A 23166-nucleotide genomic window follows, 5' to 3' on the forward strand; every position below is an offset into this window, starting at 1 on the left:
GCGGCGGCCCCGCACGGGCGCTCGGCCCGGCGGCCGCTACTCGTCGGGGCGGACCGCCTGGCCACCCCGGTCGATCGGCAGGCTCGGGCCCTTCAGCTCGGAATCGCTCGGCAGGGCGCGCACGTCCCAGCCGCCGCCGAGCGCCCGGATCAGCGTGACCGCCGCGGTGAAGCGGCTCAGCCGCACCTGGAGGGCGTTGACCTCGTTGGTCACCAGCAGGTTCTGCGCGGTCACCACGGTGGTGAAGTTCTGGGTGCCGGCCCGGTACTCGTTGAGCGTGATCTCCACGGCCTTGCGCGACAGGTCCACGGCGGTGTCCTGCGCCCCCTGCTGCTGGCCGAGGATGCGCAGCGCCGCCATCTGGTTCTCGACCTCCGCGAAGGCGGCCAGCACCACCTGCCGGTAATTGGCCACCGCGGCGTCGTAGCCGGCCTCGGCCGAGCGCAGCGCCGCCGTGCGGGCGCCGCCGTCGAACAGCACCTCGCTGCCGGAGGCCGCCACCGACCAGACCTGGTTGGCCGCCGAGAGCAGGCCGTTGCGGGTCGCCCCCGAGATGCCGCCCTGGGCCGAGATCGTCACGGTCGGGAAGAAGGCCGCCACCGCCACGCCGATGCGCTCGCTCTGCGCCTGGACGAGGCGCTCGGCCTGGGCCACATCCGGCCGCCGCTCCAGCAGATCGCCCGGGATCCCGACCGGCACCCCGGGGGGATTGCGCCCGATGCCGGATACCGGGATCGACACCTCGGAGGGGGGCCGCCCGATCAGGGTGGCGATGGCGTTGACGTACTGCACCCGGGTCAGGCGCACCGCGATGGCCTGGGCCTGGATGGTCTGGACCTGGGTCTGCGCGGTGATCACGTCGGAGCGCGCCGCCACGCCGGCGGCGTACTGGTTCTCGGTGATCGCGAGGGTCCTCTTGAAGTTCTCGACGTTCTCGTCGAGCACCTTCTGGAGGGAATCCGCGTAGCGGACCGTCAGGTAATCGGCCGCGATCTCCGCCTGGATGGACAGGCGGGTCAGCGCGATCGTGGCGGCGTCGGACTGCGCCAGGGCCGCCTCGCTCTCGATGGTGCGGCGGGTGCCGCCGAACAGGTCGAGCTCCCAGCTCGCCTGACCGATCAGCGCCACGTTGGTGCGCGTGGTGGTGCCGCTGCCGGTCCGGGTGATGCTCGGCGCGCCGATCACGGTCGGGTACAGGGCGGCCTGCGCGGAGGCGACCAGCGCCCGGGCCTGCCGGTAATTCGCCACCGCCTGCCGGAGGGACTGGTTGTCGACGTCGACGAGGCGGATCAGCCGGTCGAGGGCCGGATCCTTGAACACCCGCCACCAGTCGCCGCGCTCGACGGCGTCGCTCGGCCGGGCCTCGCGCCAGCCCTTCTTCCGCGCCGCGACGTAGGCCGGGCTGTCCTCCCGGACGCCGCCCTGCTTGTAGGCCAGCGGCGTCTCGACGGAGGGCCGGGTGTAGTCGGGGCCGACCACGCAGCCGGCGAGGAGGGGACCGGCCAGCAGGAGGGGTCCGAGACCGCGGAGGAGTGACGGTGCCGGCCGCCCGGTCCGACGATCGGAGGCGACGGGTCGTCCAGCCCGAACGCTCATCCCGAGATGCCGGAGCGCGGCCGAGGCCTCTTCCTGGAGGCCTCCTTCGCGGCTGCCGCGCGGCACCTCGGGATGCGGGTGTGAGCTGGACAAACCTTCACACCCGACCGGAGCCGCCGCTGTTTCACGTGAAACCTTAACCATCACTCTCCGGCCGGCAGCGCCGCTTCTCCGCTCCGCCCGCCGCGCCTGCGCCGGTTGAGCACCCTGTGCCGGAGGCGATCGAGGGTGAGGTAGACGACGGGGGTGGTGTAGAGGGTCAGGATCTGGCTCACAATCAGCCCGCCGACGATGGCGATGCCCAGCGGGCGGCGCAGCTCCGCGCCCTCGCCGTTGGCCAGGATCAGCGGCACGGCGCCGAGCATGGCGGCCAGCGTCGTCATCATGATCGGACGGAAGCGCAGGAGACAGGCCTCGCGGATCGCGTCCACGGGATTCGCCGCCCGGGTCCGCTCGGCGTCGATCGCCACGTCGATCATCATGATCGCGTTCTTCTTCACGATGCCGATGAGCAGGAACACCGCGATCAGCGCGATGATGGTGAAGTCGGTGCCGGTCACCAGCAGGGCCAGCACCGCGCCGACGCCGGCCGACGGCAGGGTGGAGAGGATCGTCAGCGGGTGCACGAAGCTCTCGTACAGGATCCCCAGCACCGCGTAGACCGCCAGGATCGCCGCCAGGATCAGCAGCGGCTGGCGCGACGCGGAGGCGACGTAGTTCTTGGCCGCGCCGGCATACTCGCCGTGGATCGTGGCGGGCAGCTGCAGGGACGCCATCGCCCGGTCGATGGCGTCGGTGGCGTCCGACAGGCTCTTGCCCGGGGCGAGGTTGAACGAGATCGTCGTCGCCACGAACAGGCCCTGGTGGCTCACCTGCACGGGGGCGCTGCCGGGCTCGATCCGCGCGAAGGCCGAGAGCGGCACCATCGTCTCCTTGGCGGCCGAGACCGGCGCGCTCGACGAGGCGCCGCCCTTGCTCGCCGCGATGGCGTTGGCGGAGGCGTTGCGGGCCGAGTCGGACGCGATGGCGGCGGCGTTCGAGGCGGTGTCGGCCGTGCTGGCGGAGGCGGCCGCCGCCGCACCGGCGCCCGTGCTGCCGACCGCGCCGGAGCCGGTGGCGACGCCGCTCGCGGCATTCGCCGACGCCCCGCTGCCCGGGCTGCTGGTGCCGGTCGCCGCGTTGGTGTTGACGGTCCCGCCCGCCGCCACCGTGCCGGCGACCGCGTTGGTGGTGGCCGAGCCCGGCGCGTTGCCGCCCGAGGTCGAGACGTAGATCTGCTTGAGCGTCTCCGGCGTCTCCAGGTAGCGCGGCGCGATCTCCATCACGACGTGGTACTGGTTCAGCGGGTTGTAGATCGTCGAGACCTGGCGCTGGCCGAAGGCGTCGTAGAGGGTGTTGTCGATCTTGTTCGGCGTGATGCCGTAGCGGAACGCGGTCGCCCGGTCGATCACGACCCGGCTCTCCAGCCCGCCCTCCTGCTGGTCCGAGGTCACGTCCGCGAAGGTCGGGTCCTTCTGCAGGGCCGCTACCAGCTTCGGGGCGGCGGCGAACAGCTCCTCGGCGGTGTCGCCCTGGAGGGTGTACTGGTACTGGGCGAAGCTCTGGCGGCCGCCCATCTGCAGGTCCTGGCGGGGGAAGACGTAGAGACGCGCCCCGGCGACCTGCGCGAGCTTCGGCCGCAGCCGCGCCATCACGGCCGAGATCGGCGCCCGCTCGTTGAGCGGCTTCAGGCCGATGAACACGTTGGCCGAGTTGGTGCCGCGCCCGCCCGTGAACCCGACGACGCTCTCGACCGCCGGATCCGCCCCGACGATCGCGGTCGCCTGCTTGAGCTTCTGCTCCATGGACTGGAACGAGATGCGCTGGTCGGCCTGGACGCCGCCCATCATCTGCCCGGTATCCTGCTCGGGGAAGAAGCCCTTCGGGACGATGATGTAGAGGTAGACGTTGAGCCCCACCGTGGCGAGCAGGCTCAGCAGGACGAGGCGCGGATGGGCGAGCGCCACCTCCAGCGTCCGCGCGTAGGCGCCGAGCAGCCGGGCGAAGCCGCCCTCCAGGATCCGGATCAGCAGGTTCGGCCGGCGCCCCGCGACGGGCGCACCGCCCGGGCCGTGCCCCTCCGCCCGCAGCAGGCGGGCGCACATCATCGGCGTCGTGGTGAGCGACAGCACCAGCGAGATCAGGATCGACAGCGACAGGGTGACGGAGAATTCCTGGAAGATGCGGCCGACGAGGCCGCCCATCAGCAGGATCGGCAGGAACACCGCGATGAGCGACAGGCTCATCGAGATCACCGTGAACCCGACCTCGCGGGCGCCGATCAGCGCCGCCTGGAGCCGGGGCTTGCCCTCCTCGATGTGGCGCTGGACGTTCTCCAGCACCACGATGGCGTCGTCGACCACGAAGCCGGTGCCGATGATCAGCGCGGTTAGCGACAGGATGTTGAGCGAGTAGCCGAGCAGGTACATCGCCGAGAAGGTGCCGACGATCGAGATCGGCACGGCGACCGCCGGGATCAGCGTGGCCCGCCAGGAGCGCAGGAAGCCGTACACCACCAGGATCACGAGGCCGACCGCCACCAGCAGCGTCTCCTCGGTGGCCGCGAGGGAGGCGCGGATCGTGGCGCTGCGGTCGCCGGTGAGCTTGATGTCGATGCCGCCGGGCAGGGCCGCGGTGATCTGCGGCAGCGCCTCCTTCACGGCGTTGATGGTCTCGACCACGTTGGCGCCGGGCTGCTTGTAGACGAACAGCAGCACGCCGGGCTTGCCGTTGACGATGCCGAGGTTGCGCTTGTCCTCGACCCCATCGAGCACCTGCCCGACATCGGTGAGCTTCACCGCAGCGCCGTTGCGGTAGGCCACGATGATGTCGCGGTAATCGGCGGCCTTGCGGCCCTGGTCGTTGGCGTAGAGCTGGTAGCGGCGGTCGCCCGCGTCGATCTCGCCCTTGGGCGAGTTGGCGTTGGCCGAGGCCAGCGCCGCCCGGATGCCCTCGAGGCCGATGCCGTAGTTGAACAGGGCCGTGGGATCGAGCTCGACCCGCACCGCCGGCAGGGACGAGCCGCCGATATCGACGTTGCCGACGCCCGGCAGCTGCGACAGCTTCTGCTGCACCACGGTGGCGGCGGAATCGTAGACCTGGCCGCGGGTCAGGGTATCCGAGGTCATGCCGAGGATGATGATCGGCGTGTCGGCGGGGTTGAACTTCCGGTAGGTCGGGTTCTGCCGGAGCGAGGCGGGGAGATCGGCGCGCGCCGCGTTGATGGCGGCCTGGACGTCGCGGGCCGCACCGTCGATGTCGCGGTTCAGGCCGAACAGCAGCACGATCCGGGTCGAGCCGAGGGAGTTCGTGGACGTCATCTCGTTGACGTCCGCGATGGCGCCGAGCCGCCGCTCCAGGGGCGCCGCCACCGTGGTGGCCATGGTGTCGGGCGAGGCGCCGGCCATCTGCGCCTGGACGAGGATGACCGGGAAGTCGATCTGCGGCAGCGGCGCCACCGGCAGTTTCAGGAAGGCGAACAGCCCGGCGAGCAGCACGCCGATCGTGAGCAGCGTGGTCGCCACCGGCCGCCGGATGAACGGCTCGGAGATGTTCACGGCAGCGCCTCGCCGCGCGCGAGATCCGGCCCTCGCCGCCCCGAGATCCGCCGCTCCAGCCGGTCGAAGGCCAGGTAGATCACCGGCGTCGTGAACAGCGTCAGCACCTGGCTGACGATCAGGCCGCCCGCGATGCAGATGCCGAGCGGCTGGCGCAGCTCCGAGCCGACGCCGGTGCCGAGGATCAGCGGCACCGCGGCGAAGAGCGCCGCCAGCGTCGTCATCATGATCGGCCGGAAGCGCAGCAGGCAGGCCTGGAAGATCGCCTCGCGGGGTTCCAGGCCGTCCTCGCGCTCCGCCTGGAGCGCGAAGTCGATCATCATGATGGCGTTCTTCTTCACGATGCCGATCAGGAGCACGATGCCGATCACCGCGATGATGTCGAGCGACAGCCCGAACAGCATCAGGCCGAGCAGCGCCCCGATCCCCGCCGACGGCAGGGTCGAGAGGATCGTGATCGGGTGGATGAAGCTCTCGTAGAGCACGCCCAGCACGATGTAGACCGTGACGATCGCCGCCAGGACCAGGAACAGCTCGTTGCCGAGCGCCGACTGGAAGGCGAAGACCGAGCCCTGCGGCACCACCCGGAACGAGGGCGGCAGGCCGATCTCGGCCTTCACCGTGTCGATCGCCTCGACCGCCTGCCCCAGCGCCGCGCCGGGCGCGAGGTTGAACGACACGGTGGTCGCGGGGAACTGGCCGAGATGCGAGATCAGCAGCGGCGCCCGCCGCTCGCTGATCCGCGCCACGGCCGAGAGCGGCACCTGCCCGTTGGTCGCCGTGGAGGAGGGCAGGTAGATCGCGTCGAGGCTGCGGAGCGTCGTGTGCAGCTTCGGGTCGGCCTCCAGGATCACCCGGTACTGGTTGGACTGGGTGAAGATCGTCGAGATGATCCGCTGGCCGAAGGCGTCGTAGAGGGCGTTGTCGATGGTGGCCGGGGTGATGCCGTAGCGGCCGGCGGTCGGCCGGTCGATGGTCACGTAGGCGGCGAGCCCCTGGCCCTGGTGGTCGCTCGCCACGTCGGTGACCACGGGCGACTTCGCCAGCGCCTCGGTGAAGCGCGGCACCCAGGTCTCGAAATCGTCGATGTTCGGGCTCTCGAGGATCACCTGGTACTGGGTGGCCGAGACCGCCGTGTCGATGGTCAGGTCCTGGACCGGCTGCATGTAGAGCCGCATGCCGGGCTGGTTGGCCGCCGCCGCCGAGATCCGCCGGATGATCGCGCTGGCCGTCGCGGTGCGCTCGTCCCGGGGCTTCAGGTTGATCAGCATCCGGCCGGAATTGAGCGTGACGTTCTGGCCGTCGACCCCGATGAACGACGACAGGCTCGCCACGTCCGGGTCCTTGAGGACGATCTCGGCCATCCGCTGCTGGCGCTCGGCCATGGCGGCGTAGGACACCGACTGGTCAGCCTGGGTGATGCCCTGGATCATGCCCGTGTCCTGCACGGGGAAGAAGCCCTTCGGGATCACCGCGAACAGGTAGATCGTGAGCCCGAGCGTGCCGAGCGCCACCAGCAGGGTCAGGCCCTGGTGGTTCAGGACGACCCGCAGGGAGCGGCCGTAGGACTCGATCGTGCCGTCGATGGCGCGCCGGCCGAGGCGGGCGATCGCGCCCTCCCGGCGGTGGGCCGCCTCCGGAACGTGCTTCAGGAGCCGCGCGCACAGCATCGGCACCAGCGTCAGCGACACCACCGCCGAGATGATGATGGTCGCCGCCAGCGTGATGGCGAATTCGTGGAACAGCCGCCCGACCACGTCGCCCATGAACAGGAGCGGGATCAGCACGGCGATCAGCGAGACGGTCAGCGAGATGATGGTGAAGCCGATCTCGCGAGAGCCCTTCAGCGCCGCCTCCAGGGGCGAATCGCCGGCCTCCACGTGGCGGGCGATGTTCTCGATCACCACGATGGCGTCGTCGACCACGAAGCCGGTGGCGATGGTGAGCGCCATCAGCGACAGGTTGTCGAGGGAGAAGCCGTAGAGGTCCATGACCGAGAGGGCGCCGACCAGCGACAGCGGCACCGACAGGCTCGGGATCAGGGTCGCCGACAGGCTGCGCAGGAACAGGAAGATCACCAGCACGACCAGCGCGATGGCGAGGCCGAGCTCGAACTGCACGTCCTCCACGGAGGCGCGGATCGTGGTGGTGCGGTCGGTGAGCGGCGCCACCGCCACGGCGGCCGGCAGGCTCGCCTGGAGCTGCGGCAGCAGCGCCTTGATCTTGTCGACGGTCGCGATGACGTTGGCGCCGGGCTGGCGCTGGATGTTGAGGATCACCGCCGGCGTCGCGTCGGCCCAGGCGCCGAGCTTCGTGTTCTCCGGCCCCTCGACCACGTCGGCCACCTCCGAGAGCATCACCGGGGCGCCGTTGCGGTAGGCGATGATCGCCGCGTCGTAGGCCTTCGGGTCGCGGATCTGGTCGTTGGCGTTGATCGCGTAGGACTGCTTCGGCCCGTCGATCGTGCCCTTCGGCGTGTTGACGTTGAGGTTGGTGATGGTGGTGCGCAGGTCGTCGATGTTGAGCCCGTAGGCGGCGAGCGCCCGCGCGTTGAACCGCACCCGCACGGCCGGCCGCTGGCCACCCGAGATGCTGACGAGGCCGACGCCCGCCACCTGGCTGATCTTCTGGGCCAGCCGCGACTCGGCGAGGTCGCGGACCTGGGTGAGCGGCAGGGTCTTGGAGGTCAGCGCCAGCGTCAGGACCGGCGCGTCGGCCGGGTTGACCTTGGCGTAGATCGGCGGCGCCGGCAGGTCGGAGGGCAGGAGGTTGCCGGCGGCGTTGATCGCCGCCTGGACCTGCTGCTCGGCGATGTCGAGCGGCAGGTCCAGGCTGAACTGCAGGGTGATGACCGAGGCGCCCGCCGAGGATTGCGAGGTCATCTGGTTGAGGTTGGCGAGCTGGCCGAACTGCCGCTCCAGCGGCGCGGTCACCGAGGAGGTCATCACCTCCGGGCTGGCGCCGGGATAGAAGGTCTGGACCTGGATGGTCGGGTAATCGACCGCCGGCAGAGCCGAGACCGGCAGGTTCAGGTACGACACGCCGCCGACGATCAGGATCGCCAGCATCAGCAGCGTCGTCGCCACCGGGCGCAGGATGAAGAGGCGGGACGGGTTCATGGGCGCGCCGTGTTTTTCCCCTCTCCCCGCACGCGGGGGGAGGCCCGCAGGCACCTTGTCGTGCCTGCGGGGAGCGGAGGCGTGGCCGCAGCGGCGGTGAGGGGGCGCCGCGGGGTGGAGCTCCTAAGGCCGAGCCCCCTCACCTTCGGCTGCCGCCTCGCGTCGCCCCCGGCAGGGCGCGCGAGGCCCTCTCCCTCCGTGCGGGGGGAAGGGGTTAAGCCGCACGCGCGCGCAGACAACCTCCTCACTGCGCCTGACGGCGCCGGTGCCGACGACCGCCCTCCGCTGTGCCCTGGGAGGACTCCGTCGCCGCGGCATCGGCCGGCGCATCGGGCTTCACCTCACCCTGGCCGTCCGGCTTCACCGCCGCGGCCTTGCCGTCGCCCGCGGCCGCCTGCGCACCCTCGGTGATGCGCACCGGCGCCCCGTCCTTCAGCCGGTCGGTGCCGTCCGTGACGACGCGGTCCCCCGGCTTCAGCCCGGAGACCACCACGGTGGTGGTCCCGTCGGTCTCGCCGGTCTTGATCGGCCGAACCGTGACCTTGCTGTCCCCGTCCATCAGGTAGACGTAGGTGCCGGGCGTGCCCTGGAGCAGGCTGGAATTCGGCACGAGCGTCGCGCCCCGCACCGTGTCGACGGTCAGCTTGGCGTTGACGAACTGGTTCGGGAACAGCTCCTCGTCGGCGTTGTCGAACAGCGCGCGCAGCTTCACCGTGCCGGTGGTCGTGTCGATCTGGTTGTCGACCGTGTCGAGGCGGCCGGTGGCGATCTCGTGGGCGTCGCCGCGGTCGTAGGCCCGCACGGTGAGCTTGGCGCCGGCGCGCACCTGCCGCATCACCCGCGACACGTCGTCCTCCGGCAGGGTGAAGACCACCGAGATCGGGTGCAGCTGGGTCACGACCACGATCGCCGTGGAGGCGGCCGAGATGTAGTTGCCCTGGTCGACCTGGCGCAGGCCGACCCGGCCGTCCACCGGCGAGACGATGTGCGTGTAGGTGATGTTGAGCTTCTGCTGGTCGACCAGTGCCTGGTCGGCCGCGACCGTGCCCTCGTTCTGCTTCACCAGCGCGGCCTGCGTGTCGACGTTCTGCTTCGAGATCGAGTCCTGCCGGTTCAGCGTCTGGTAGCGCTGCAGGTCGAGCTTCGAGTTCTGGAGCAGCGCCTGATCGCGGGCGAGCTGGCCCTGGTACTGGGCGAGCAGCGCCTCGTAGGGGCGGGAATCGATCCGGGCGAGCTCGTCGCCGGCCTTCACGGTCTGGCCCTCGCGGAACTGCACCTGCGTGAGGTAGCCGCTGATCTGCGACTTCACCGTCACGGTGGCGAGCGGCGTCACGGTGCCGAGGCCCTGCAGCACCACCGGCATGTCGCCGGTCGTGACGCCGGCGATGCCCACCGCCTGCGGCATGTCGGAGCCGCCGTGCCGGCCGCCGCGGCCGCCGGTCCGGTGCGCCGTCGCGGGCTCCGCGCCCTTGTCGGTGCGCGCCTCGTACCAGCGATGGCCGATCGCCCCGGCGCCGGCGAGCAGCACCAGGATCACGAGCCAGCGGATCGGCCGGAAGCGCCGCGTCCGGACCTCGCGCGCGGGCGCCTCGCCGGGCTGATAGGCGCGGGCCGTGTCGGTCCGGATCGGTGAACTCTCGTTCATGCCTGACTAGAGCACAGGACGGTCGTCAGCGCGACCGGCGGCACCCTATCCCTCGCTGTCCAAGCCCCCATGCCGCCCCCGGAACGCCGCGTCCCGGAAGCCCGTCCTGAAGCCGCCCGATCCCGCGGGAACCGGCGGCCCTGATCCCGTACGCGGGAGCGTAAGCCCATAAAGCTGTCCGGGCCCCGAACGGCTCCTTACCGCGGCGACATGGTCGCCCGCGTCGCGCCGCTCGCGCACCTCGCGGTGCGCTCCACCGGTGCCCGGCCAATGCGCCGTCACTAGGGCGGCGACGTTTCACTCGTGTTGCTGGGGCCCGCCGGACGCGTCCGGTGCCGCATAAGCGCGCAGCACCGCCCGGAACGCGGGATCGACCGGGGTGACGGCCACGGCGCGGCGCAGGCCGAGCCCGAGACCGCCGGTCAGCAGCGCCAGGACCAGGCAGCCGAGGAACACGCGTGAGGAGGGCCGCATCGTCGAATCCGGAAGGCCGGCCCGGTGATCGGAAGGTGATCGGTGCGGCCGCCGCCGCACATGCCGAAAGGGCCACCGACCCGCAAGTCGATGGCCCTTCTGGGGACCGGAGCGGCACCCCGCTGACGGGGCGAGGGGGCGAAGCCCCGTCGGCGAGTGCGCCGCTCCAGCCGTGATCCGAATCTACGAGACGGCTGATGAATGTCAACATTCGTCAGCCGTCGGTTGCGCGCCGGAGACCGGGTCTGTGCGACCGCGCACATTCCGCGACGCGCGACGGCCCGGCTCGGCCATGCTACAGGCCGGCGATGCCGAGACCCGCCATGCCGACCTTCCCGATGCCCGGCGCCGCGTGCCGCGCCCCGGGCCGTGCCGCTCGCCGCGCCGCATGACGCCCGCCGTCATCAACCCCGTCTTCGACGCGCTGCCCACCACAGTGTTCGAGACCATGTCGCGGCTCGCGCGGGTCCACGGCGCGATCAATCTCGGCCAGGGATTCCCAGACGATCCCGGGCCGGAGGACGTGCGCGCGCGCGGCGCCCGGGCGCTCCTGGACGGCTGGAACCAGTACCCGCCGATGATGGGCCTGCCGGCCCTGCGCGAGGCGGTCGCCGCCCATTACGCGCAGCACCAGGGGCTCGTCCTCGACCCGGAGACCGAGGTGATGGTCACCTCCGGGGCGACCGAGGCCCTGGCCGGCGCGCTCCTGGCGCTGATCGAGCCCGGCGACGAGGTCGTGCTGTTCGCGCCGATGTACGACGCCTACCTGCCCCTGGTCCGGCGGGCCGGCGGCGTGCCGCGGATCGTGGCGCTCCAGCCCCCGGCCTTCCGCCTCGACGAGGCCGCGCTGGCGGGGGCCTTCGGGGCGCGGACCCGGGTCGTGGTGCTGAACAATCCCCTCAACCCGAGCGCCACCCTGTTCGCGCCGGAGGACCTCGACCTGCTCGCCCGCTACTGCCAGCGCTTCGACGTGACCGCCCTCTGCGACGAGGTCTGGGAGCACGTGGTGTTCGACGGCGCGCGCCACCGGCCGCTGATGGCGCTGCCCGGGATGCGGGAGCGGACCGTCAAGATCGGCTCCGCCGGCAAGATCTTCTCGCTCACCGGCTGGAAGGTCGGCTTCGTGATGGCCGATGCCCGGCTGATGCGCGGGCTCGCCAAGGCGCACCAGTTCCTGACCTTCACCACGCCGCCGAACCTCCAGGAGGCGGTGGCCTACGGGCTGGGCAAGCCGACCCCGTGGTTCGAGGCGATGCGGGCCGGCTACGCCCGGTCCCGCGACCGGCTCGCGGACGGCCTGCGCGGGCTCGGCTTCACGGTGCTGCCGGCTCAGGCCACGTGGTTCCTGAACATCGACATCGCCGCGCGGGGCCACGCCGACGACGTGGCCTTCTGCGAGGCGCTCGTCACCCGTCACGGCGTCGCGGCGATCCCCGTGAGCGCCTTCTACCCGGGCGCCTCCGTGCGCGGCCTCGTCCGGCTCTGCTTCGCCAAGGACGACGCCACCCTGGATGCGGCGCTCGACCGCATGCGCGGGCTCCCCGGGGCGGCGGCATGAGCGGCAGCACGACGGACGGCACGCGCCGAGCGGGTGCCATCCTTGCGGGGATCCGGACGGGGGGCCACATCGTTGGGGACGATGGCTTCCCGACGGATCCCGACCATGGACTTCACCCAGGCTGCCCAGTCCGGGCGTTTCGCCCGTGCCGAGACCTTCCCCGGGGGCGGGACCGGCGCCGGTCCCCGGCCCCCCTTCCTGTCGGCGGATCTCGGCCGGGAGGCGAGCCTCGCCCGGCTGGAGACGCTGGCCCACCTGATGGACACGGCCTTCGTCATCCCGGGCATCAACCGTCGGGTCGGGTTCGACGCGCTGATCGGCCTCGTGCCGGTGATCGGCGACCTGGCCGGCATGGTGATCTCGTCCTTCATCGTCTACGAGGCGAAGCGCCTCGGGGCGCCGCGCTGGCTGCTGGCCCGGATGGGGCTGAACGTGGCCTTCGACGGGCTGATCGGCGCGGTGCCGGTGGCGGGCGACCTGTTCGACGCCGCCTTCAAGGCCAACCGCCGCAACGTCCGGCTGCTGCGCCGCTGGCTGGAGCGCAGCGGCAACCTGCGTCCCACCGAGATCGACGGCACCGCGACCCGGCTCGACGGCTGAGCGTGCCCGGCCTCCGCCCCGCGGCCGGCCGGTCGCGGGGCCGCCCGGGCCCCGGGGCGGCGGGTGCGCGCGCGGCGCGGCGCGGGAGGCAGCACGGATGAACGAGGTCACGCGTCCCGGCGACAGCGAGGTCGTGCCCGCGCCGATGCCCGGCGCTCAGCCGCTGGTCCTGCGGCCGGACGAGGGAGCGCCGCCCCCGGTCCTGCCCGAGCCCGCCGGGCGGCGCGCCCGGCTCTCGCCGCTCAACCGTCGCCGCCTCGACAATTTCCGCCGCAACCGGCTCGGCTACGGATCGTTCGTGATCTTCACGATCCTGTTCGTGCTCAGCCTGTTCGCGGAATTCATCGCCAACGACCGCCCGATCGTGATGTCCTACAAGGGCGAGTGGCTGGTCCCGGTCCTGGTCGACTACCCGGAGGAGAAGTTCGGCGGCTTCCTCGCCACGACCGACTACCGCTCCGCCGAGATCCGCCGGGAGATCGCGGCGAACGGCTGGGCGCTGTGGCCGCCGATCCCGTTCTCGTACGACACGATCAACGAGGACCTGCCGACGCCGTCGCCGTCGCCGCCCACCTGGATGCTCACGGACGCGCAGTGCAGGCCGGTCGCCGAGAAGCTCGGCGGCAGCACCTGCGCGGACATTCCCTGGCACTGGCTCGGCACCGACAACACCACCCGGGACGTGCTGGCGCGGGTGATCTACGGTTTCCGCATCTCGGTGCTGTTCGGCCTGATCCTGGCGGCGGTCTCGTCGGTGATCGGCGTCGTCGCGGGCGCCGTGCAGGGCTATTTCGGCGGCTGGGTCGATCTCGCCTTCCAGCGCTTCATCGAGGTCTGGGGCGGCATCCCGACCCTCTACCTGATCATCATCATCTCGGCCTTCATCGCCCCGGGCTTCTTCGTCCTGCTCGGGATCATGCTGCTGTTCTCGTGGGTCGCGCTGGTGAGCGTAGTGCGCGCCGAGTTCCTGCGGGCGCGGAACTTCGAGTATGTCCGGGCCGCCCGGGCGCTGGGCCTGTCGAACATCCGCATCATGACGGTCCACCTGCTGCCGAATGCCATGGTGGCGACGCTGACCTTCCTGCCGTTCATCCTGAACGGTTCGATCACCACCCTGACCTCGCTGGACTTCCTCGGCTTCGGCCTGCCGCCGGGCTCGCCGTCCCTCGGAGAGCTTCTCGCGCAGGGCAAGGACAATCTGACGGCGCCGTGGCTCGGATTGACCGGATTCCTGGTCATCGCCGTGATGTTGAGCCTGCTCGTCTTCGCCGGCGAGGCCGTCCGGGACGCCTTCGACCCGCGCAAGACTTTCGCCTGAGGTCGCGACCGGGTGGCGAAAATGACGCAGGGCCCCGCCCTGCGCGCGCACAACTGTACGAAGATTGCGCATTGTGCCCGCACGACCGGGCGGCAACCGTATACGATCGTCTAGAGCCGGACCCGAACCCTGGGGTAAAGGTCTCTGCCGGCTGCGAAAACCCGCTTCGAGGAAGCGACTAGAATTCGCCGATCGGACACCGGTAAAGCCTCTCAGAAGTGTCCCTTAAGTGCCGCCAATGCAACCATACCCTGTAAGCCTCGCCGCGTGATGCAGAGTTAGACTTCGGCCTCATCACAGATAATTGTATGAATCGCCTTGCATTTTTCAGACGCTGTCTTAACTCGCGGAAAGTGGGGATCCCATCAGGCTTTTGTGCCGAGGAATGAGAGAATGTCAGAAGCTGCGCCGACATCGCAATTGGATTTCATCGAGCGGACCGTGGACGTCGTCGCGGCCTACGTTTCCAACAACTCGCTGCCCTCGGCCGAATTGCCGGCCCTGATCGCGAGCATCCACGAGGCGCTGAACACGATCGGGGCCGGCCCCGTCGCACCGGCGACCGAGAGCGTCGAGCGGCCGACGCCCGCCCAGATCCGCAAGTCGATCCGCCCCGACGGACTGGTCAGCTTCATCGACGGCAAGTCGTACAAGACACTGAAGCGCCACCTGACCAAGCACGGTCTCGATCCGCAGACCTACCGCGAGCGGTACGGCCTGCCGGCCGATTACCCGACCACCTCGGCGAACTACTCGGCGCAGCGCTCGGCGCTCGCCAAGAGCCTCGGCCTCGGCCAGCCGGGCCGGTCCCCGTCGGGCGACAAGGCCGCCGACCCCGCCGAGGAGGCGCCCGCCGCCCCCGCGTCCGGCCGCCGCAAGACCGCGACCGCCTCGACCAAGGCCCGGGCGAGCCGCAAGGTCGAAGCCGCCTGAGCGCGGCCGCGAGGGCCGGACGGGGCGGAGGCGCGATCGGGGACGATCGCGTCCGCACCGGTCCGGACCGATTCGCCAGACGTCTTGGCCAGACGTCTTGGCCGGACCCCTCGCGCGGCCCGGTTCAGGCCGCGAGGCGCCCGTCCAGCGGAAACACCTTGGCGGGGTTCAGCATCCAGTCCGGATCGAACACCGCCTTGACCCGCATCTGCTGCTCGAGATCGACCTGGTCATACTGGAAGCGCATCAGCTCGCGCTTCTCGATGCCGACCCCGTGCTCGCCGGTGAGGCAGCCGCCGACCTCGACGCAGAGCTTCAGGATCTCGTCGCCCGCGGCCTCGGCCTTCTGCAACTCGCCGGGCCTGTTGATGTCGAACAGGATCAGCGGGTGCAGGTTGCCGTCGCCCGCGTGGAACACGTTGGCGACCCGTAGGCCCTTCTCGGCGCAGATGGCGCCGATCCGCTCCAGCACCGGCCCGAGCTGGCCGGTCGGGATCGTGCCGTCCATGCAGATGTAGTCGGAGATCCGGCCGGTGGCGCCGAAGGCCGACTTGCGGCCCTTCCAGATCGCGGCCGATTCCGCCTCCGAGCGCGAGACGCGCACGCTGGTCGGGCGGAAATCCCTGGCGATCGTCTCGATCCGCGCCAGCATCGCGTCGCACTCGGCGTCCGAGCCCTCGACCTCGATGATCAGCATCGCCTCGGCGTCGCGGGGATAGCCGGCCTGGGCGAAGTCCTCGGTGATGAGGATCGCCTCGCGGTCCATGTACTCGATCGCCACCGGGATGATGCCCGCCGCGATGATCGCCGCGACGCAATCGCCCGCATCCTCGACCTTCGAGAAGCCGACCAGCACGGGCCGCGCCCCTTCCGCGGCCCGGAGGATCCGCACGGTCGCCTCGGTGACGATGCCGAGCTGCCCCTCCGAGCCGCAGACGAGGCCGAGCAGGTCGTAGCCGCCGCTGTCGAGGTGCTGGCCGCCGATCTCCACCACGGTGCCGTCGTTGAGCACCAGGGTGACGCCGAGCAGGTTGTTGGTGGTCACGCCGTATTTCAGGCAGTGCGCGCCGCCGGAATTCATCGCGATGTTGCCGGCGATCGTGCAGGCGAGCTGGCTCGACGGGTCGGGGGCGTAGAAGAAGCCCTCGTGGCTGACCGCCCCGGAGATCGCCAGGTTGGTGATGCCGCTCTGCACGCGGGCGGTGCGGTTGGCGAAGTCCATGTCGAGGACCTTGGTCATCTTGCCGACGCCCAGGATGATCGCGTCGGCCTGCGCGATGGCGCCGCCCGCCAGCGAGGTGCCGGCGCCGCGGGGCACGACCCGCACGCCGTTGGCGTGGCAGTAGGCCATCACGGCGGCGACCTCCGCGGTGGTGGAGGGCAGCACGACGGCGAGCGGCATCTGCCGGTAGGCGGTCAGCCCGTCGGTCTCGAACGCCCGGCGCTCGTCCTCGCTGATTACCAGCGCCTCAGGCGCGACCAGGGGCGCGAGGCCGGCCAGGATCGCCTCGCGGCGGGCGAGGATCGCGGGGTCGGGGTCGGGGAAGCGGATGCTCATGGGGCTCGTGCCCTCCTGGGGCCCGCGGCGCGAGATGGCGCGCGGGATGGCGTGGGGGCAGCATGGACCCCGGCGGCCGCGCCTTCAACCGGCGTGCGGCGCTGCGTCGTCCCCGCGTCACATTTCAACCACGACGGCTGCCTAGCGTCGCCGGAGACGCCTCGCTGCGCCGATCCCCGATCCCGGCCCCGGTGCCGGATCCGGACGACGGGTCAAGAACGGACACGATGAACGCTCCCGCCTCCAGCGCCCTGCGCGACGACCGTTACGACGCGCCGTCGGCGCATCTCGCCACCACCCGCGACCTCGGGATCCGCAGCCTCCAGCTCGGCATCGCGGCCCTGCAGGAGGCGAGCGCGGCCTTCCAGGGCCGGCTCGGCGCGGCCTTCGAGGAGGCGGTGCAGACGATCCTGCAGAGCAAGGGCCGCGTCATCGTCAGCGGCATCGGCAAGAGCGGCCATGTCGGCCGCAAGATCGCCGCGACGCTGGCCTCCACCGGCACGCACGCCTTCTTCGTCCACCCGACCGAGGCGAGCCACGGCGATCTCGGGATGATCGCCCGGGACGACGTCATCATCGCGCTGTCGTGGTCGGGGGAGACCGCCGAGCTGTCCGACCTCGTCGGCTTCAGCCGCCGGTTCTCGATCCCCCTGGTGGCCATCACGCGCAACGGCGAGAGCACCCTGGGCAAGGCCGCCGACGTGCTGCTGGAACTGCCCCGCGTGCGGGAATCCTGCCCGCACGACCTGGCGCCGACCTCCTCCAGCCTGATCCAGCTGGCGCTGGGCGACGCCCTGGCGGTGGCGCTCCTGGAGCGGCGCGGCTTCACCTCGGCGCGCTTCCACACCCTGCATCCGGGCGGCACCCTCGCGGCCCGCCTCAGGACCGTGCAGCAGGTGATGCACGGCCCCCAGGACATGCCGCTGGTGCACGAGACCGCCCTCATGTCCGAGGTGCTGATCGAGATCGCGGCGCGGCGCTACGGCTGCGTCGGCGTCACGGACGCGGCCGGCCGCCTCGTCGGCATCGTCACGGACGGCGACCTGCGCCGCCACATGGGTCCGGCGCTCCTCGACACGCCGGTCTCGACGGTCATGACCCGGGACCCGGTCACCGTGGAGCCCCACAAGCTGGCTCAGGCCGCGCTGGAGCTGATGAACCGCCGGCTGATCACGGCGGTCTTCGCCGTCACCGACGGCCGGCCGGTCGGCATCGTGCACGTCCACGACCTGCTGCGCGTCGGCATCGCCTGAGGCCGTCCGGACCCGGCAGGTCCGATCCGCGCCCGCGTCCCGCGAGGCCTCCGCGCCTCAGGACGGGGCGGCGAATGCGGCGGCCGGGCACCCCTCACAGCCGTGCCAGCAGCTCCGCCTTCTTGGTCGCGAATTCCGCGTCGGTGAGCACGCCGCGCGCGTGCAGCTCGGCCAGCCGCTCGATGGTCGCGAGAACGTCGCTCGGTGATGACGGGCCTGGGGCAGGCGAAGCGGCCTTCGCCGGGATCCCGGCCGGGTTCGCATGGCCCAGATCCGCTTGGCCCGGGTCCGCTTGGCGCGGCGCCGCGACCTCCGCCTCGATCCGGCGCAGGCGGTCGAGGGCGACGGCCCCGGCCGGTCCCGTGAAGCCGAGGCTGCCGTTCGCCTGGGAGACGCCGGTGATGCGGTGCTCGCCGGTGTCGTAGAGCGCGACCCCGGACCCCGCGTCGACGGCGAGCCGCCGCCTGTCCGGGAAATAGGCGTAGCGCAGTCCGTTCTGCGCGCCGGTGCTGGCCGGATCCCCGAGGCCGGCCGGCCACCACTCGCCGCCGCCCCGGCGCGCCGCGGGCGCGGCCTCCGAGAAGCCGCCCGCCGGGAGCGCCCCGGCCAGCTCGGTGCAGAGCGCGTCGACCCGCGCCTTCAGCGCGTCGTCGAACATCCGGCCGACCATCACCATCCCGCCGGCGAACCACTGCCCCATCCCGCCGAGATCGGGATGGTCGAACTGCGCCATCGTGCCGTGGCCGCGCTCCAGGGCCCGGATCAGGTGGCGCACCGCGTCCAGGCCGACCCCGTGGCGGTCGGCGACGGCCTGCAGCCCGGAGACGGGATCGAACGGCCCGTCATCCCGGAACGGGTCGGACGCGGCGGTGTCGGACGGATCCATGAGCCAGCTCCCGAAGCGTCGGAGGGCGGACAGGAGGCGCGCGGCGGCGGCCCCCTGCCGGCCCGGGTCGAGCCCGTGGGCCTGCGCCCACGGGCCTGCGACGGCGTCGCGATGCGAAGCCAATCCCCGGTCGTGCAAGCGGGTTCCGGCCCGTCTCAGCCGGCGGCCGGCGGGAAGGGTCCCGCGATGGTGAAGTCGGTGATCGGCCGGCGGCCGTTCGGGGTCTCGCGGGGTCGCTGCTCCTCGGTGAGGTCCGCCTCGGGCGTCTTGCGGCCGACCGCGAAGGCGGCCTCGATCCGGTGGTTCTCGGGCAGGCGCAGCACCGCGGGGGCGCGGACATGGTCGAACCCGACCATGCCGTGGGCGTGCCAGCCCTGGTGGATCGCCTGGAGCTGGAAGGCCAGCGAGGCGGTGCCGGCGTCGAAGGAGTGGCTGTAGGACGGCTTCAGCTCGTCCCCGACCTTCATGAGCCCGTTCGAGACCAGGAACAGGATCGCGCCGGTGCCGGACACCCATTTCTGGTTGCCCGGCACCAGGAGGTCGAAGAACGTGTCCCAGTGGGCGTCGCCCCGGAGCGCGTAGAGGAAGCGCCAGGGCTGCGAGTTGTAGGCGGAGGGCGACCAGCGCGCCGCCTCGATCATCCGCATCAGCTCGGACTCGGGCACGGCCTCGCCCGTGAAGGCGCGGGGCGAGTGCCGCTTCACGAAGACCGGATCGATGTCGTGGTCGGCGCGGCGGGGCGGGGGCAGGCTCAAGGGATTCGTCTCCGGAGGGGCGGGGCGCCCGGGCCGGCCGAGCTTGCCCGAAACGCCCGCCCGGAGGCAAACCCGGATCGCCGGCCCCTGCCGGGCGGAGGCCGCGCATGGCCGCCCCCCGGAGCGCTTCGAGGCGCCGCCGTCTTTGCGAGCGGAGCGAAGCAATCCAGGCGGCGCCACGTCTTCCGACGCCGCGCTACCCTGGGTCACTTCGCTGCGCTCGTGATGACGGCAGGCGTGCCGCCACCGGAGCGGCTGACCGAGACGCTCCGAACTTCACGCCACGCTGCGCTCGATCTCCTCCTCGTCGCAGATCACGCCGGCATTGCCCTCGAACTCGGCCGCGAGGTCCACGGGGGCGTGGGTCGGCGCCGGCGAGACCCGGTCGCGGGCGAAGGTCGCCAGGAACAGGCGCATGACGTGGCGCACGCCCGCGTCGTTGATGGTGCGCTGGTCCTCGTTGTAGTAGCGCCCGGCATTCACGTTGCTCGTGACGATGTCGTAGGCGGGGAAGTAGACCGCCCGCGGGTCGCCCCGGCCGACCACCTCGCCGGCCGCCACCCGCAGCACCGACTTGGAGTAGCTGTTCGACTCCATCACGTGCCGGTCCATGTAGGTGGCGATCATCGGCACCGGCGAGACCGTGAAGATCACCCGCGCCTTCGGGTTCACGCTCCAGAGCCGGTCGAGGAAGCCGTTGAGGTCGCCCAGAACCTCGCCCGCGCCGGCATTCACGCACTCGTAGAGCTCGGGGTCGAAGGTGCCGCCGGCAACGCCCGGAGCCAGGGGCAGCGCCGCGCCGTCGGCCCGCCAGCGCCAGCCCTCGGTGAGGCCGAGCGTCAGCACGAACACGTCGAGCGTCTCGAACAGGCGGCGCACCTCGGCGAGGTGCGCGTCGCGCGCCGCGACCACCTCGGCCTCGCTGGCGAAGCCCGCCGGCTCGACCGTGGGGCGGAACGGGTCGACGTAGCGGCCGTCGTCGCGCAGCCACGCCTTCAGCTCCGGCTCGAACGTTCCGTAGGCCCGGTCGAACAGCTGCACGAACTGGCGCGTGTAGTAGAGGTTGCCGTACCGCGCCGAGAACGTGCCGAACTGGCGGGCATTGGCCTCCTCGGCGCTCATGCCGGGGGTCGGCGGCTCGGTCAGGTAGTAGTTGAACCCGGCGCCGCGCACCGCCTCGGCCACCCGCTGCGCGAAGCAGGAGCCGCCGGTGGCGACCTTGTCGGTCGGCCCGATCACGAAGGTGTCCTTCGGGTGCGGATTGACCGCGAAGGGCGGCACGTTGGTGACGACCTTGCGCCAGAATCGCTCGGCCGGTAGACCCGTATACGGATTCAACGCCATCTTCGAACCCTCTTCTTCACGACGGCGGCAGGCCCTCGGGGGCGCTGCTCCGTCCGCTGACACCGGCACGCGACGTGGCCCTGAACGACCTGCCCCGGCGCGCCCGCAGCGCGTTCGCCCGCTCGACGCCCAGTTGGGCCCCCACCTGGGCGACACCATGGCGGAACCGCGCCCGTGCCGCCACGACCCGTGACGGTCCGAGCATCGCGGTGCTGGGCAACTGCCAGGCCCGGGGCATCGCCCGGGCCATGCGCCTGCTCGCGCCGAAGAGCCCGGTCCACTACCTGCCCATGGGCTCGCTGAAGCGCGACCACGGCCATGTCGACGGCCTGATCCGGACCCTGCGCGCCCACGACCACGTCTTCTCGCAGGCCTTCCCGGCCGGGCTGATCCCGGGCGGCGACGTCGCCACTGTGCGGGCGGCCGACCCGCGGCTCAAGCTGTTCCCGTCGATCGTGTTCTCGGCCTTCCACCCGGACATGGTCTATGTCGGGCAGGCCTCGGACCTCGCCGCGCTGAAGCTGACGCCGTCGCCGCTGGGCCAGTACCACTCGGCGATCGTCCTCACCGCCCACCGGCTCGGCCTCGACGCCGGCCGCACCGCCGGCCTGTTCCGCGAGGACGTGTTCGCCCGCCTGGGCTACCTCGACCACTGGGACCCGGCCGTGCGCGAGCTCGTCGGCGCGGCCGACGCCCTGGGCTTCGGGCTGGAGCGCGAGGTGACCCGCTGGGCGCGCCGCGGCGCCTTCATGCACCTGATGAACCATCCCAAGGTCCACGTCCTCGGCGACATCGCCCGGCGGCTGCTGCAGGAGAACGGGCTCGCGCCGGAGCCCGTGGAGATCGAGAATTACCTCGGCGACGAGCTGGCCCAGGACGTGGTCTGGCCGATCTACCCGCCCATCGCCGAGCATTTCGGCCTGACCGGCTCGTACCTGTTCAAGACCAAGCCGCGGGGCGACGACTTCCCGGTGCTCTACGACCTGCCGGGCTTCGTCGCGGCGAGCTTCGCCCTCTACGACGCGGTGCCCCCCGGGGATCTCGCCTGCCCGCGGGTCGAGGCGTGGCTCGCCGCGCCGGAGATCGTCGCGCTGTTCCGGGGCGGCTGAGTCCGCCCCCGGGCGCCCCCGGGCGCCGAGGCGTCCGGCCGGCAGGCTCGTCGCTGCGCGCGCGACGACGGTCCGGCTCGGATGGGTCCGTGACTCAGCCCGCCGCGCAGAGCCGGCTGTCGGAGCCGGCCTCGCCGAGGCCCTCGACCATCATCCGGACCAGGCGGTTGACCTCCTGCATCTGGAAGGGCTTGCGCAGGAACAGGCTGCCCGGCACGCCGCTGCGGCCGTTCGTGTCGGTCGAGGTGTAGACCACCGGCCGGTCCGGGTGGATCGCCCGGAAGGCGTGGGCCACCGTCCAGCCGTCGATCAGCCCGGGCAGGTGGATGTCGGTGAACAGCCAGTCGATCGCCGCGCCCCGCTCGCGCAGGACGGTCAGCGCGGCCTCGCCCGTGGAGGCTTCGATCACCCGGATGCCGTGCGTCTCGCACAGGCTCGCGATGATCTCGAGGAGCAGGTAGCTGTCCTCGACGATGAGGACGCTCTGGGCGGGGCGCATGCGGGAGGTCCGGTGTTCGGCCCGCCGATTAGGGAGCGATAGGGTTGAGGATCTCTTAAAGGCCTGCCCGGACCCGTTACCGGGCGGCCCCGGCGCCTGTTGCAGCGCCGCAACCGGGGCGGCCGAAATGGCGCGGCGCCGCCCTCCGCCCCGCCGCCGCCGCATTCCGGGCGCGTCCCGGGTGCGTCAGCGCACGCCGTCGATCGGTGCGGACCGTCACCACGCCCCCGCGCCGCCCGGCGGAACCGTCGCTTAACCAACCCCGCCTACCAACGGCGCCAGGATTACGCGGACCCGCCTCGAAGACCAGCAGCCGGCCTTCGGCACCGCTCGAGGAGTTTTCAGACCATGCCCCAGCGTTTCCGCGCCGCCGCCCTCGGCCTCGCGCTCGTCGCCGCCCTCGGCCTGGGCGCCTGCAGCAACGACAAGGACCTCGCCGACGCCTCCGCCTTCGGGGCGGGCGCCGCGACCCCCGGCAGCGCGCAGGACTTCGTCGTCAATATCGGCGACCGGGTCTTCTTCGAGTCGGACTCCACCGACCTGACGCCCACCGCGACCGCCACCCTCGACAAGCAGGCCGCGTGGCTGCAGCGCTACCCGCGCTACACCTTCATCATCGAGGGCCACGCCGACGAGCGCGGCACCCGCGAGTACAACTTCTCCCTCGGCGCCCGCCGGGCCCAGGCGGTGAACGACTACCTCGCGACCCGCGGCATCGCGGCGAGCCGGATGCGGACCGTGTCGTACGGCAAGGAGCGGCCGGTGGCGGTGTGCAACGACATCTCCTGCTGGTCGCAGAACCGCCGCGCGGTGATCGTCCTCGACCGCGGCGCCGGCGCGTAAGGCCGCGGCGGCGGCGCGTAGAGCCGCCGCGAACGACCCCGGGGGCAGCGTCCGACCGCCCCCGTCAATGCCTTCGATCA

Annotated in this window: 17 protein-coding genes; 7 read left to right on the forward strand and 10 right to left on the reverse strand. The window is 71.6% G+C overall.

Annotated features, from left to right (window positions below; genetic code table 11):
* Window positions 1-36: 36 nt before the first annotated feature.
* The 5 genes from LOK46_RS23225 to LOK46_RS23245 form a co-directional block, all read right to left on the reverse strand.
* Window positions 37-1596, reverse strand: a complete 1560-nt coding sequence (locus LOK46_RS23225) for an efflux transporter outer membrane subunit (RefSeq protein WP_273560748.1) — start codon at window positions 1594-1596, stop codon at window positions 37-39.
* A 143-nt stretch (window positions 1597-1739) separates the two neighbouring features.
* The gene (locus LOK46_RS23230; protein WP_273560749.1) at window positions 1740-5192 is read right to left on the reverse strand and encodes an efflux RND transporter permease subunit; all 3453 of its coding nucleotides are present in this window, start codon (window positions 5190-5192) and stop codon (window positions 1740-1742) included.
* Window positions 5189-8311: an MdtB/MuxB family multidrug efflux RND transporter permease subunit gene (locus LOK46_RS23235; protein WP_273560750.1), complete on the reverse strand. Its 3123-nt coding sequence runs from the start codon at window positions 8309-8311 to the stop codon at window positions 5189-5191. The genes LOK46_RS23230 and LOK46_RS23235 overlap by 4 nt, the downstream gene beginning before the upstream one ends.
* A gap of 244 nt (window positions 8312-8555) precedes the next feature.
* Window positions 8556-9956: an MdtA/MuxA family multidrug efflux RND transporter periplasmic adaptor subunit gene (locus tag LOK46_RS23240; protein ID WP_273560751.1), complete on the reverse strand. Its 1401-nt coding sequence runs from the start codon at window positions 9954-9956 to the stop codon at window positions 8556-8558.
* A 297-nt stretch (window positions 9957-10253) separates the two neighbouring features.
* Window positions 10254-10430: a hypothetical protein gene (locus LOK46_RS23245; protein WP_273560752.1), complete on the reverse strand. Its 177-nt coding sequence runs from the start codon at window positions 10428-10430 to the stop codon at window positions 10254-10256.
* 388 nt (window positions 10431-10818) lie between these two features.
* On the opposite strand from LOK46_RS23245, the gene LOK46_RS23250 reads away from it, so the two are divergent.
* From LOK46_RS23250 to LOK46_RS23265, 4 genes are all read left to right on the forward strand, one after another.
* Window positions 10819-11988 (forward strand): aminotransferase, encoded by a 1170-nt coding sequence (locus tag LOK46_RS23250; RefSeq protein ID WP_273564674.1) that lies wholly within the window; start codon window positions 10819-10821, stop codon window positions 11986-11988.
* Window positions 11989-12093: 105 nt separating this feature from the next.
* Window positions 12094-12588, forward strand: coding sequence for a DUF4112 domain-containing protein (locus LOK46_RS23255; protein WP_273560753.1), 495 nt, complete (start codon window positions 12094-12096; stop codon window positions 12586-12588).
* A gap of 97 nt (window positions 12589-12685) precedes the next feature.
* Window positions 12686-13906, forward strand: a complete 1221-nt coding sequence (locus tag LOK46_RS23260) for an ABC transporter permease (RefSeq protein WP_273560754.1) — start codon at window positions 12686-12688, stop codon at window positions 13904-13906.
* Between the two features lie 393 nt (window positions 13907-14299).
* Window positions 14300-14839, forward strand: coding sequence for a MucR family transcriptional regulator (locus LOK46_RS23265; protein WP_273560755.1), 540 nt, complete (start codon window positions 14300-14302; stop codon window positions 14837-14839).
* A gap of 124 nt (window positions 14840-14963) precedes the next feature.
* On the opposite strand, the gene LOK46_RS23270 is transcribed toward LOK46_RS23265, so the two are convergent.
* Complete coding sequence (locus tag LOK46_RS23270; RefSeq protein ID WP_273560756.1) at window positions 14964-16397, reverse strand: FAD-linked oxidase C-terminal domain-containing protein; 1434 nt, start codon at window positions 16395-16397, stop codon at window positions 14964-14966.
* Window positions 16398-16624: 227 nt separating this feature from the next.
* Here LOK46_RS23270 and LOK46_RS23275 point away from each other — a divergent pair, with 227 nt between their 5' ends.
* Window positions 16625-17650: a KpsF/GutQ family sugar-phosphate isomerase gene (locus LOK46_RS23275; RefSeq protein WP_273560757.1), complete on the forward strand. Its 1026-nt coding sequence runs from the start codon at window positions 16625-16627 to the stop codon at window positions 17648-17650.
* A 94-nt stretch (window positions 17651-17744) separates the two neighbouring features.
* Here LOK46_RS23275 and LOK46_RS23280 read toward each other — a convergent pair whose 3' ends face one another.
* The 3 genes from LOK46_RS23280 to LOK46_RS23290 all read right to left on the reverse strand — a co-directional run bounded on the left by LOK46_RS23280 (window position 17745) and on the right by LOK46_RS23290 (window position 20635).
* A complete protein-coding gene (locus tag LOK46_RS23280) occupies window positions 17745-18536 on the reverse strand; it encodes an SHOCT domain-containing protein (RefSeq protein ID WP_273560758.1) in 792 nt (263 codons plus the stop codon).
* 155 nt (window positions 18537-18691) lie between these two features.
* Window positions 18692-19291 carry a nitroreductase family protein gene (locus LOK46_RS23285; RefSeq protein ID WP_273560759.1) on the reverse strand — a complete coding sequence of 200 codons (600 nt, stop codon included), beginning with the start codon at window positions 19289-19291 and terminating at the stop codon, window positions 18692-18694.
* Window positions 19292-19567: 276 nt separating this feature from the next.
* Window positions 19568-20635 (reverse strand): GSCFA domain-containing protein, encoded by a 1068-nt coding sequence (locus LOK46_RS23290; RefSeq protein ID WP_273560760.1) that lies wholly within the window; start codon window positions 20633-20635, stop codon window positions 19568-19570.
* A gap of 74 nt (window positions 20636-20709) precedes the next feature.
* On the opposite strand from LOK46_RS23290, the gene LOK46_RS23295 reads away from it, so the two are divergent.
* Complete coding sequence (locus LOK46_RS23295; protein WP_273560761.1) at window positions 20710-21744, forward strand: WcbI family polysaccharide biosynthesis putative acetyltransferase; 1035 nt, start codon at window positions 20710-20712, stop codon at window positions 21742-21744.
* 94 nt (window positions 21745-21838) lie between these two features.
* Here the strand turns inward: LOK46_RS23295 and LOK46_RS23300 are convergent, their stop codons facing one another.
* Window positions 21839-22243, reverse strand: a complete 405-nt coding sequence (locus LOK46_RS23300; protein WP_273560762.1) for a response regulator — start codon at window positions 22241-22243, stop codon at window positions 21839-21841.
* 348 nt (window positions 22244-22591) lie between these two features.
* Here LOK46_RS23300 and pal point away from each other — a divergent pair, with 348 nt between their 5' ends.
* The gene (pal, locus tag LOK46_RS23305; protein ID WP_012321252.1) at window positions 22592-23086 is read left to right on the forward strand and encodes a peptidoglycan-associated lipoprotein Pal; all 495 of its coding nucleotides are present in this window, start codon (window positions 22592-22594) and stop codon (window positions 23084-23086) included.
* Window positions 23087-23166 lie beyond the last annotated feature (80 nt).

It is taken from the genome of Methylobacterium sp. NMS14P, from assembly GCF_028583545.1.
Taxonomy (GTDB): Bacteria; Pseudomonadota; Alphaproteobacteria; order Rhizobiales; family Beijerinckiaceae; genus Methylobacterium.